The sequence below is a fragment of the Lachnoanaerobaculum saburreum DSM 3986 genome, assembly GCF_000185385.1.
GTDB lineage: Bacteria > Bacillota > Clostridia > Lachnospirales > Lachnospiraceae > Lachnoanaerobaculum > Lachnoanaerobaculum saburreum.
In genome coordinates, this window is sequence record NZ_GL622296.1 from 2,287,438 (window position 1) to 2,300,110 (window position 12,673).

Here is a 12,673-nt window from a genome sequence, read left to right on the forward strand (position 1 = left end):
TCTACCTGTGGATTTCCCCCTGTTTCTTGTATTTCCACTTGGGTCGGTATAATTGACAGGGTCATTTTCTACAAAGCTATATCCGTTTAATCCGGTTGCCAACTCAATATCTCCGCTTACACTGTCTTCCGATAAGAACACTCCATCACTCGGATCATAGTATCTTGCTCTTAGATAATATAACCCCGTACTATCCTGCCATTCACCATCAAATCCAAAACCTAATGTCGGTGTTTTTGTCTTATCATTAAATTTTTCTGTTCCACTAAAGTTTATATCTTCATTGTTTCCAAATGGTGTATACATTGAGAATGTGTATCCTTCTCCAATCTTGCCAAGTATACTTTCTCTATCATCCGTTATCAGTACATTATCTTCACCATTTGCCTCTTCAACTGTTCTTTCATTTCCATATATGAAATTTGTTTTTGAACTGTCATTATAAACAGATAGTACCTGTGTATCTTCAAAGCTTATATCATTGAGCCTGTATTTACTTTCCAAAACACCGCCGGCATTCAATTCTTTGGTAAGAATTCGCTCACCCATTGCATCATAGGTCGCTTCAAATATGGTTACATCATTTTTCTTTATTTCTATAAGGTTATCATTGATATCATATGTATAGCTAAACTTCTCACCATCGCTTACGGCAGATATACGATTACCGTTTTTATCATATGAATATGTAGAGGTTTTCTTAGGTGATTGTTTTTTAATAAGCCTGTTGCTTTCATCATATGTGAATGTAGTTACTTCTTCTTTATCACCTGTTTTTATAGTTTCACTTATTCTATTGCCTGCATTATCATATGTATAGCTTATATCTTTGATGCCTCTATCACCTGTGATACTCTCACTTTTTAGCTGTGATTTGTCTGTATAGCTGTACTGATACTCTATATCGGTAAAACCTGTAGTATCTGTTATAGCATTATCTACACTGTCAGATATAGAAGTTTGCTCTGTAGGCATACCCTCGTTGTCATTACTTAAGTCCGTACCATTGTCTTTGTCTGTAAAGGTACTTACTTTTGTATCAGGTTCCTTATTATCCTTACTTAGTACAACATGACTTTTAGATATTCTGTCATCACTGTCATACTCCAATGAAATCTTATATATGATATTTCCTGCATCATCAGTATATGTCTTATCTACCAAGTCACCGCTATCATTATATTTTTCTACTACAGTTTTATTATCTGCCAGATGTGTAATTATAGTATTTCCTACATACTCATAGCTGACAGTTTTATTATCACCATATGTTACAGATATAATTCTGTCTTCATTGTCATATGTATATACAGTTGGCGGCTCACCGGTTGCTTCAAGCTTACTTAAATTTCCCCTTTCATCATAAGTATAATTTATTGTCTTTCCGAATATATCTGTGTAATTTAAAATATTCCCACTGTTATCATACTTGTAGGTGGAAGTTCCGGTATTCCCTATAGCTTCTGATATATTCCCATTCTCATCGTAGCGGTATTCTAAAAGTTTCTTACTTTCACTACCTTCCGCTTCACTTTGAGATAGTATCCTACCCTCACTGTCAAGCTCATAAGTTAATTGCTTTCCGTCAGCTTTGACTATCCTGATTGGAGTATCGCTGTTACCATATTCATAGTACTCCACATCACCACTTGGATTTTTTCTCTCTACCACTCGCCCCTGACTATCTCTTTTAAAATATGTAGTATGTGAATTTCCGTCACTGTACTCTACTATTCCATTATCGTCAGATTTGTAGAAAATATCTCCAAGCTTGGTCTCTATAAGTTCTTTTTGTATATCATTATTTTCTTGTTTCTTATTAGGGTTTATAGAAAGCAGACGATTTCTTACACTATATGTAAAATCGGTATCCTCTTTGCCTCCTCCGGTTATTTTTGTAAGATTGCCGTTAGCATCATATGAGAATTTTTCACTCCCTGCTTTACTGTCTTTTTGTGTTATCTGCCCCTTGGCGTTATAATATAACCTGATATCATCTGCATCTGTTTTCATACCTGTTACTTGACTCTTATTATCAAGTGTATATGAAATATTTTCATATACTCCGGTATTTACATTCTTATATACCTCATTTATTAAGTTTCCTACATTGTTATAATTATAACTGTTGGCTTCTCCGGTGCTGTTATTTTCTTCTATCAGCTGACCAAGTTTATCATACTTATACTGTGCGTTATATCCGCTGCTGCTTTTCTCTTCTAAAGTATTTCCAAAAGTGTCGTAAGTATATGAGAAATCTTCACCGTCAATGCTTTCTGCTGTCACCTGACCTATTTTATCATAGGTATATATATGTCTTTTTCCACTTTGGTAACTCTCCTCTATAAGCTGTCCATACAAGTCATAGGAGTACTTTTTTTCATTCCCTTTATTATCTGTAATAGAAGTTATGTCACCAAGAGTATCATAGCTGTATTTTTCATAGTTTCCCGACGTATCTTTCTTTTCTACCAATCTACTTAGAGCGTCATAAGTATATGTTGTTTTACTGCCGTCTATATCTATGAATTCAATTATATTTCCAAGTGCATCATACTTATACTTTTCACTGCTGCCGTCAGGATATACTATCTCCGTATTTTGTCCAAGTGCATCATATCTATATACTACCGGCTGATTTTTACCATCCACATACAATATCAGATTGTCATTTATATCATATGAAAACTTTTGTATATTACCCTGTGCGTCTTTAGTTTCTACTATATTTCCTTTAGCATCATACTTATACTCACTCTTACTTCCGTCAGCTTCTTTTTCAGTCAAGAGATTGCCGGCATTATCATATGTGTACTCAATGACATCTTCTCCGCTTGCTTCTTTTATTAAATTACCTGATGTGTCATAAGTGTATTCTGTGCCGACTCCATATATATCTACACTTTTTATCAGATTGCCGGCTTCATCATATGAAAAACTCTCAGAAGTTTTATCTGCATATTCTATCTTTGTTACTCTACCCTCTGAATCATATGTATAGCTTGTCTTTTCTCCCAAGCTGTTTGTTTCCGTCAGTAGATTATTAGCACTGTCATAAGTATAGTTTTCATCTAAATCCTTGTTATCATAAAGTCTTATGATATTTCCTGCATCATCATATTGTATATTTGTAACCAGACCGTTAGCTTCTGTTTGAGTAATAACTCTCCCCTGTGAGTCATACTTATAGCTTGTTTCACTATTATCCGGCAATATAACTTTTGATAGATTTTCACCATCATAAGTATAATTTGTCTTATTTCCCAATGCATCTATATTTGCAATAAGCCTATTACTTTCATCATACTCATACTTTGTTTCAAAGTTCAGCGCATCCTTTATACTTGTTATATTACCGGCACTGTCATATGAAAACTGTACAACATCTTTACCGTTAACTTTTCTATTAATCAGATTCCCGGATTCATCATAAGTATCCTTAGTAACAGCACCATACTCATCAGTTTGCTCTTCTACAGTATCACTTGAACTTTTATCATAGGTCACAGCTTTTTTTGCCGCCTTGACTACCCTCTTTTTAGCCTCACTAAGTACATCTTGATAGTGATAATATTTTCTTACCGATTCCTTATCCTGTACTGTTCCAAAAGCCGGAACCACCTGCCCCAAAAGCAAACTGAAAGAAACCATACCTGCAACAAGACTTTTACAAACTATTCTGTTTTTCATCCTATTCACCTTTTTATATATTTTTTGTTTTATATATACAGCATAATATAAACTTCTGTCAAGATTACATTTATTTAATAACAACTCTTTTTCATCCTATCAACCCATACATTTTCAAAAAACCCTGAAACCATACGGCTTCAGAGTTTTTTTATTTATATGACAGTCTATGCAGTTCACCTGTAAGTTGCATTTTTTCAAAGCCATGCTGTGAAAGTGCTTCATACAGTATAACAGCCACCGAATTGGATAAATTCAGGCTTCTTATATCTCCCCACATAGGTATCCTTATACAGTTTTCTTCATTCTCGGCAAGTATTTCTTCAGGGATTCCCGCACTCTCCTTGCCGAACATTATATATTCATCACAGTCATATAAAACATCCTTATATGTATGATGTGCCTTGGTTGTGGCAAAATACATATGCTCTTTTGCCTTAGGATTTTTCTCATAGAAATCCTTAAGGTCGGAGTAAACCGTCAGATCAAGCTTTTCCCAGTAATCCATACCAGCTCGCTTGATCCGCTTTTCACTTAATTTAAATCCAAGAGGCTCTATAAGATGCAGTCTTGTGTTTGTTGCCACACAGCTTCTGCCTATATTGCCTGTATTATCAGGTATCTCAGGTTCAAGCAATACAATATTCATCAAAGACTCCTTACAAACTTTTCAATCCTTGAAAGTGCTTCCTTTAACCTGTCCATAGAATATGCATATGAGACTCTCACATAACCTTCACCGCTCTCGCCGAAAGCTGTCCCGGGTACTATAGCAATCTTTTGCTCCTCAAGCAGTCTTGTGGCAAACTCTTCAGAACTCATGTTAAACTTTTTTATACTTGGAAATACATAGAAAGCTCCCTGCGGCTCAAAGCATGTCATTCCAATCTCTTCAAATCTGTAAAGCAGATATCTTCTCCTTTGATTGTATGATTCTCTCATCCTTGCAACATCGGCATCACCATATATAAGTGCCTCTATGGCCGCATACTGACTTGTAGTAGGAGCGCACATAATGGCATACTGATGAATCTTTGTCATCTGTGCGATGATTTCCTTCGGACCTGTAGCATATCCGAGTCTCCAGCCGGTCATAGCATAGGACTTTGAAAAACCGTTTATCAAAACAGTTCTCTCCTTCATTCCCTCTATCTGCACTATTGAAGCATGCTCGCCTTCATATGTCAGCTCACAGTAAATCTCATCTGAAATTACATATAGATCCTTTTTGATACATACCTTTGCAATCTCTTTCAGCTCTTCAATATTTAATATGGAACCTGTAGGATTGTTGGGGAAAGGCAAAATAATTATCTTTGTCTTATCGGTTATCTTTTCAAGTATCTGACTTGCCTTCAGCTTAAATCCGTCTTCGGCCTTTAATTCTATTATTACAGGCTTTCCTCCTGCAAGTATGGTACATGGCTCATATGAGACATATGACGGCTGCGGTATAAGCACCTCATCATCTTTGTCAAGCATGGCTCTCAGTGCAATATCAATACCTTCACTGCCGCCTACAGTGATAATCATTTCATTCTTCGGATTGTACTCCACATTAAGCTTTCTTATAAGGTAATTTCTTATCTCCTCTCTAAGCTCCATCAGACCTGAATTGGATGTGTAGAATGTCTTACCCTTTTCAAGAGAATATATACCGGCATCTCTGATAAAATAAGGTGTTTCAAAATCAGGCTCACCTACACCCAAAGATATGGCATCTTCCATAGTATTTACTATATCAAAGAATTTTCTGATACCTGACGGCTTTATTGATTTTATTGTATTTGATAACGGATCTCTCATGGTGTTATAAGCTGCCTCTCATCTTTTTTCTTTGCAGATAATATTGTTCCATGGTCCTTATATTTCTTCAATACAAAATGTGTAGCGGTAGAAAGTACGGAATCCATAGGTGCAAGCTTGTCCGACACAAACTGTGCCACATCTCTCATTGTTCTGCCCTCTATAAATACTGTAAAATCAAATGATCCGCTCATTAAGTATACTGCATTCACTTCTGAAAACTGATATATCCGCTCCGCGATATTGTCAAAGCCCATTCCCCTTTGAGGTGTAACTCTTACCTCAATAAGTGCATTCACCTTCTCATTGGCTGTTTTGTCCCAATTTATAAGTGTGTGATAACCGCATATTATGCCTTCTTTTTCCATATCGGCTATTTCATTTGCAATAGCAGCCTCATCTTCACCCAGCAAAATAGCCAGTTCACCAATATCAATTCTGGAGTTTTTTTCAATTACCGATAATATCTTCTCTCTCATATTTTATCACCTTAAAAATTTCATCCTGTGTAGGCCTGTTTACATATTCTATAACTTCTTTATCCACTATCAGTTTATCTAAGCCGTCACCTAAGTGACCTATTATGCTTGTCGCTATTCCTCTATCCTCCAACAGCTTACAAGTATATATCGGATCTTCCGCCGTTATCAGCTTTCCTTCACTCAAAAGTCTGTATATATTTATTCCGAAATACTCACAAACCTCAATACAGATTTGAATCGTGCTTATCTTTTTAATTTCTATCTCAAAACCGCATCTTTTAAGCTTTGCAAGCTCATAAACAGACTTTAATATACCGCCTTCGCCTACTTCCGCTATGTTATCACTAAAGCCTGCAAATATATCGTTTATATTTACAGGCTCCCTATCAGGTCTGTCATTATTTATGGGAGATAAATATCTCCCATAATAACCTCTGTCTTGAATATGACTGACCACACTCTCTAAGTATATCTTATTAAAATATCTGCCAAGCTCACTATAACGACTTTCTATAATCTTTAGAGAGCCTTTCAGTCCCGCATATCCGCAAAATATTATATATCTTATCATTACTCTCCGGAATTCAGATTAGGGTCAAATGCCGGTCCCACCTCTTGAGCCTGAGTCTCTGCCGGTGCAGGAGCTTCCTGAGTATCTGCCGGTCCGGAATTGTCAGATTCACCTGCCTGTGTCTCTATAGGAGCCGGTGTAGGTGCAGGTGCCGCCGCAGGTGCAGGTGCGGAATGTCTTGCACCTCTGATATATATATCATCCGCCTTTCTGTAAGTATCACTTGAAATCAAGTCCTTACTTATTTCAACTCCGTTTTCCTTTACAACTTTCCAAAGTTTTGAAACTCTACCCTTATGACCTTCGGACTCTCTTTTTACATAACCTCTGGGCTTTGAATCATCCTCTATATATGTTCTGCCCTTTGGAGTCTCACTGAGTACCTCAGACACAAACTCAACCGTTCTGTTTGCCGGTCTGTCTTCTTTACCCCAAATAGTAAATGTAACATCTCTTCCTACAGTAGTGGCCTCCACATATATAGGTGTACTCCTGTTGTTTGTGACCTTAATGTCCTTATAATCTCCGGCTATTGCGGCATCACCGCTTGGTTGTACATATCCGACTATCATAGAGTGATTCTTTCTCTCTGTAATCTTTATCTCGGCTCTAAGTGCCGCCTGATAAAGTGTGGTGGCTATCTGACACGCTCCGCCGCCGACACTGTCTATTACAAGGCCGTCCTGATATGCCTTAGCCATTTTATATCCGTTCTCTATAGTAAAAGGTTGCATTTTCTCATATCCGGACAAGGTCTCACCCGGCATCAAAAGCACACCGTCCATCTTTGCGGTTCCTACCGCAATATTTGTAGCTCTCTCAGATGTGGATGATGAATAATTGGTGGTAAATGTTCCAAGCACATCTTTAATACTGCTTAATTCTTCAGCTGTTACCTTAGGTTTTTGCTTTGTAACATCAGCTACTATAGTTTCCTCTCCGTCCTTTAAAATTGCATCCTTAAGCTTTGCTACTGTAGACTCGGAGTCTATTTCATAGCCTTCCTTTTCAGGAGTTATCTCAAAAGCACCGTTTACTCTTTTTATAGTTGCATTTACAGGAGCATCCGGATTTTTTCCGTTTGCATTTTTTAAAAATGCCTTCACCGCATCATCATTGAAAACTATATCAGGAGTTATATTCTCCGGCTTTTCAAGCAGTTCGGAACTTTTTTCAAATCTCTCAAGCATATTTCCGGAAGTAAACTTTTCCGCTTCAGCCAATATAAAGTCCTTATTGGATATGCCTGCTCCAAGTTTGGCAAAACTGCTCTCTATCTTTTCTCCTTTTACATCCAAAATAAACTTCTTTGCATCTAATTTTTCTTGCAGTGAATTAAGTGCATTACCCAATGCATCCAGTGTTGCAACATTATCACCCAGTCCTTCTACACCGAATCCCTTTGGAAGTCTTTTCTCCGCCGCAATATTTATTTGTGCCTCACTCTCGGTAGCTGTCATATCGGCAGCTTTACTTTCGGTATTCTCCCCTCCGGTATTTGCCTTTTGTGCTTTTACTTCCTGCTTTGCGGCAATCGCATCAATTCTGCCTGCTCCGCTACTGATACCCAAACCTGAAATTGCCATAAATGCAGCAACTGCAACTGTTATATTACCTATTTTCTTTCTCAATTTTCATTACCCTCTTACTGTAATCAATGCTGAAACTACTACCGGAACCACCATTGCCAAAACTAATATTGTAACTATTGCTATTGAAACAATTCGTCTTTTATTATTCTTCATATAAACCTCTTTTCTGTTTGAGATAAATACATTTTGCATAATCTCAGTAAAATATTTTAAGCTTACAAACAAAATATTACAGTGTTTACGCCTTATAAGCAAAATCACTGTTCCCCGCCTTGATTTTATCTATCATCCTCCTGGCTTCGGATTCTGAAAGCAAGTCAACATTTACCTTGCAAACAATTCTATGACACTTTAGTAATTTCTGCAAGTCCTCTTTTGTTCTTTTTCTAATTGGAACATTTTTTTTCAACTTTACCTTCATTATCTCACTGATTATCTCAAGTTCTTTAAAATTTGTCAGTATCTCCTGATATAGCATATGTGTAAAATATGCATCGGAAAATGCCCTATGCATATTTTTCCTCTCTATTCCAAAGTATGCACAGGCATCCGTCAGATTCTTTTGTATATAAGGAGGCAATATCTTCTTACACAGCTTGTATGTGTCAATACCTCTTTTTTCAAAGTTCAAACCTGCATTATTTGCTTCTTTCTTTATAAAGCTGTAATCAAAAATTGTATTGTGTCCAATTAAGTCAAAGCCGTCACAAAACTCTACTATATCTCCTATCACATCCTGTATATATCTTGCCGTCTTTATCTCATTTTCATCTATGCCTGTAAGATTTAATATTTTGGTACTTACAGGCATATTCGGATTTATTATACAGGAAAACATTTCTTCAATATGAGAGTTTATCACCTTTATCAGTCCAACCTCTATTATCTTATCCTTTGAAACACTTATTCCTGTAGTTTCAAGGTCAATTGCTACATAATCTTTAATTCTCATACCTTTGCACTTGGGCATTCCTCTCTCAAAAAGCATATATCACATTTTTCTCTCCTTGCAATACATATAGTCCTTCCAAGTGTTATAAGATCTGTATTCCACAGTATCCAATGATCCTTAGGCAAAATCTCCATCAGTTCAAACTCTATCTTTACCGGGTCTTCACTTTCTGTAAGTCCAAGTTTTTTTGTAATCCTCTTTACATGTGTATCTACAACAATACTTGGCATATCAAAGATATTTCCTCTTATAACATTGGCAGTCTTTCTCCCCACACCCGGCAAAGTCAAAAGACTGTCAAGATCACTTGGTACTTCCCCGTTAAAATCCGAAAGCAACTTTCTCGCACAGGCTATCAAATTCTTTGCCTTATTGTGATAAAAGCCGATTGAATGAATATCTCTTTCCATCTCGACTATACTTGCAGAGGCAAATTTTTCCAAACTGTCATATTTTTTATACAGATCTCTTGTAACTATATTTACTCTTGCATCCGTACACTGTGCACTGAGTATAGTGGCAAAAAGCAACTGCCAGGGAGTATTATACTCCAAATACATCTTTTTTTCTGTACCATATGCTTTATCAAGTTTATCTAATATATTTTGTAATCTACTGTCTGTCATACTGTTATCTCTATTTTTCTGCCGCTTGGCTGATATTCATAGTACCTTACGCCTGCCGCATTTAACATCCTCTTGCTTGCTCTTACAGACGGACTGTCGGCATACTTGTCATCCTCATATATGATTGTCTTTATTCCCGCCTGTATTATAGCTTTTGCACATTCATTGCATGGAAAAAGTGTTACATATATCTTGCTGCCCTCAAGTGAACCGCCTCTATAGTTCAAAATGGCATTCAACTCGCTATGTGTAGAATACAGATACTTTGCATTGTAAGGGTCGCTGATTTCAAGGTCCTTCCCCCATGGAAACTCCTCATCTGAGCATCCCCTTGGAAAACCGTTGTAGCCCATAGAGAGTATCTTATTGTCCTCACTCACTATACAGGCACCCACCTGTGTATTGGGATCCTTTGATCTTTTTGCACTAAGTTTTGCCACACCTATAAAATATTCATCCCAATTAATATAATCTTCTCTTTTTTCACTCATAATTCACCTATACATCTATTATTTCAAAGCCGGCAGCCTTCTTTAACCTGTTCATTATCGCTTTTCCTATACCTCTTTCATCAAAGGATTCTGAAAATATATACTCTACACCAAGTTCATCACATTTTCTAAGTATATCAAAAAGATTGTAAGCAATACTTTCAGGATTTTTACTGCTGCCCAGACTTAAAACCTTTATATTCGACTTTTCAGATGACACTGTATCAAACATATCCTTATGTTCATCCACCGTAAGTACTGCTGTAAGTCTGTCCGAATTTTGTATCTGTCCTTTCAGATACTTTGATACATCACTCTCATTTCCCCTTACAAGTTTCATATCAGCCTTTGGTGCATAGTGTTTATACTTCATACCGGGAGCCTTCGGTGCTTCATTGCCGGTAAGCAAATGCTCTATAGCCGGGTCTATATCCACTCTTTTACAGGTATTTTCAAGCATTTCCAATGTGACCGCACCGGGTCTTAGCAATGTAGGTATATCGGATGTAAGGTCAATAATAGTTGACTCCACTCCAATTCCTACAGTACCGCCGTCTATTATCATATCTATTTTCCCATTCATATCTTCAAGGACATGTCTTGCCTTGGTAGGTGACGGTCTGCCTGAAGTATTTGCACTGGGTGCCGCTATAGGTACTCCCGACTCTTTTATAATAGCTCTTGCAATATTGTTATCTGGGAGTCTTACAGCTACCGTATCAAGTCCGCCGCTTGTAGCATCCGGGACAATATTTCTTTTTTTCAAAACAACAGTCATAGGACCCGGCCAGTATTTTTTTGCAAGTGAATAGAAGATATCAGGTATGCATTCAGCTATATCATCCACCTCTCTTATCTCTGAAATATGTACAATCAAGGGATTATCACTTGGTCTGCCTTTGGCGACATATATTTTTTTTGCAGCCTCTTCCATAAATGCATCGGCACCCAGACCGTAGACTGTCTCTGTAGGAAATGCCACCAGTCCTCCCGACTTTATTATATCAGCTGCCAATCTTATATCTTCATCCTGATACAGTTTATCTATATCTTTATTATCTATTTTCCTTACAATAGTTTTTTTTATTTCAGTTTCTTTTGTTTCCAATCAGATATCTCCCAAATTATTTAAACTCTTTCTTTTGCTCTTAATAAGTCGCTTTTTCCTGCTTTCTTCATACTTTTCTCTGACCTCCTCAAATACGGCGGCATCCACTACCTTGGTAGTCTTTATCACATAATATTTGTCATCACTTTTTCTAACTCTAATCTTACCCTTCACATAGCCATGCTCCGGGCAGATGCCGATACAATAGTAGTTTCTTTGATTTGTGGAAAACCATCTTATCTTTTTTTTCAACATCCTGTTGCATCTGTCACAGATAAGGTCGGAGTTATGCTTATCCGATATCGCCTCTTCCTTAGTATCAAATAATGTGGATACAAATTTTGAGTAGCCTGAAAAATGCAGGTAAATCTCTTCATCCGCATTTCTCGGTACACGATAGTAATCAAGTGAATAATACTCACTTACAGAAAAAAAGTCCATCCTCTGCATTACCTTAACAGTATAGCAGGCATCATCAAAAGCATGATGAAACGGTCTTTCTACCTCAATATTCAGCATATTTACAGCTCTTTCAAGCGGTATCCTCTCCTGCTGTGCATTTTGAAACTTTATATTAAAGAGTTTTTGAAGATCATAATAAAAAAAAGGATACTCAAACTTATTTTCAACATTATAAAATTTCATATTTCTTTGAAGTTCTACAAGGTCAAGATTTCCCCATGTACAAAGTATCTTTTTCTTTTGCTTGTTGTCCATCTCACAAAACTCAAAAAAATCATTGATTGCATCTACAAAGGGAACCCCCTTTTTCTTCAACTCCCAAATACCTATCTGTACCACCTCATGTACCTTAAAATGTATCTTCTTATATACTGTAGGTTTTATAACTCTGTGAAACTCATCCACTGTTTCAAGTCTTGAATTAAGTTTTATTGCTCCTATTTCTATTATTTCAAAGGGAAGATCTTTATTACTGTGTTCTCTACCGTTCGGACTTTGATTCCATTCCAAATCCAGTACTATATAATTATCCATATCCACCTTTCCAAAAAAGCACATCCGAAGATGTGCTTAGATTTTACTCGCTTTTCTCATTTTTTATAATAGCGTCTTTTCTCATAGGAATACGACAATTCTTGTTATTGCCGAACTCTACTATCACAGTATCATCTGTAATATCTATCAAGACACCATAAAAACCTGCTGAAGTCTCTACAGTATCACCTACCTCAAGACTTGCAAAAAGTTCAGCTTGTTTAGCCTTCTCCTTCTTATTAGGTCTATAAGCCATAAAGTAAAAAATTGCTGCAATGAACACAACATACATCGCAAAAGCACCTACTCCAAAACCTCCACCTGCATTTGCTGCCGCTAAAATATTCATAATTCTCCTC

The 12,673-nt window shown here is 36.8% G+C and carries 13 protein-coding genes; all 13 read right to left on the reverse strand.

Annotation, left to right across the window (positions count from 1 at the left end; translation table 11 throughout):
- The coding region (locus HMPREF0381_RS15050) for an RHS repeat-associated core domain-containing protein (RefSeq protein WP_008751953.1) at positions 1 to 3,690 on the reverse strand (3,690 nt) is incomplete at its 3' end.
- 151 nt (positions 3,691 to 3,841) lie between these two features.
- Positions 3,842 to 4,339, reverse strand: a complete 498-nt coding sequence (locus HMPREF0381_RS10475) for a tRNA (cytidine(34)-2'-O)-methyltransferase (protein ID WP_008751954.1) — start codon at positions 4,337 to 4,339, stop codon at positions 3,842 to 3,844.
- On the reverse strand, positions 4,339 to 5,496 hold the full coding sequence (locus tag HMPREF0381_RS10480; protein ID WP_008751955.1) for an aminotransferase class I/II-fold pyridoxal phosphate-dependent enzyme: 1,158 nt from the start codon (positions 5,494 to 5,496) through the stop codon (positions 4,339 to 4,341). The genes HMPREF0381_RS10475 and HMPREF0381_RS10480 overlap by 1 nt, the downstream gene beginning before the upstream one ends.
- Positions 5,493 to 5,975, reverse strand: a complete 483-nt coding sequence (locus tag HMPREF0381_RS10485; protein WP_008751956.1) for an Lrp/AsnC family transcriptional regulator — start codon at positions 5,973 to 5,975, stop codon at positions 5,493 to 5,495. Before HMPREF0381_RS10485 ends, HMPREF0381_RS10480 begins: the two co-directional genes overlap by 4 nt.
- The gene (locus HMPREF0381_RS10490; RefSeq protein WP_008751957.1) at positions 5,947 to 6,549 is read right to left on the reverse strand and encodes a hypothetical protein; all 603 of its coding nucleotides are present in this window, start codon (positions 6,547 to 6,549) and stop codon (positions 5,947 to 5,949) included. The genes HMPREF0381_RS10485 and HMPREF0381_RS10490 overlap by 29 nt, the downstream gene beginning before the upstream one ends.
- Positions 6,549 to 8,180 (reverse strand): VanW family protein, encoded by a 1,632-nt coding sequence (locus HMPREF0381_RS10495; protein WP_008751958.1) that lies wholly within the window; start codon positions 8,178 to 8,180, stop codon positions 6,549 to 6,551. Before HMPREF0381_RS10495 ends, HMPREF0381_RS10490 begins: the two co-directional genes overlap by 1 nt.
- 6 nt (positions 8,181 to 8,186) lie before the next feature.
- Positions 8,187 to 8,333, reverse strand: a complete 147-nt coding sequence (locus tag HMPREF0381_RS10500) for a hypothetical protein (protein ID WP_008751959.1) — start codon at positions 8,331 to 8,333, stop codon at positions 8,187 to 8,189.
- A gap of 46 nt (positions 8,334 to 8,379) precedes the next feature.
- A complete protein-coding gene (locus HMPREF0381_RS10505; protein WP_008751960.1) occupies positions 8,380 to 9,093 on the reverse strand; it encodes a 3'-5' exonuclease in 714 nt (237 codons plus the stop codon).
- On the reverse strand, positions 9,090 to 9,719 hold the full coding sequence (gene nth / locus HMPREF0381_RS10510) for an endonuclease III (protein WP_008751961.1): 630 nt from the start codon (positions 9,717 to 9,719) through the stop codon (positions 9,090 to 9,092). Before nth ends, HMPREF0381_RS10505 begins: the two co-directional genes overlap by 4 nt.
- On the reverse strand, positions 9,716 to 10,210 hold the full coding sequence (locus HMPREF0381_RS10515; RefSeq protein ID WP_008751962.1) for a deoxycytidylate deaminase: 495 nt from the start codon (positions 10,208 to 10,210) through the stop codon (positions 9,716 to 9,718). The genes nth and HMPREF0381_RS10515 overlap by 4 nt, the downstream gene beginning before the upstream one ends.
- Before the next feature lie 7 nt (positions 10,211 to 10,217).
- Complete coding sequence (locus tag HMPREF0381_RS10520) at positions 10,218 to 11,318, reverse strand: L-threonylcarbamoyladenylate synthase (RefSeq protein WP_008751963.1); 1,101 nt, start codon at positions 11,316 to 11,318, stop codon at positions 10,218 to 10,220.
- Positions 11,319 to 12,338: a 3'-5' exonuclease gene (locus HMPREF0381_RS10525; RefSeq protein WP_008751964.1), complete on the reverse strand. Its 1,020-nt coding sequence runs from the start codon at positions 12,336 to 12,338 to the stop codon at positions 11,319 to 11,321.
- A gap of 19 nt (positions 12,339 to 12,357) precedes the next feature.
- A complete protein-coding gene (gene yajC, locus HMPREF0381_RS10530) occupies positions 12,358 to 12,606 on the reverse strand; it encodes a preprotein translocase subunit YajC (RefSeq protein WP_456297520.1) in 249 nt (82 codons plus the stop codon).
- Positions 12,607 to 12,673 lie beyond the last annotated feature (67 nt).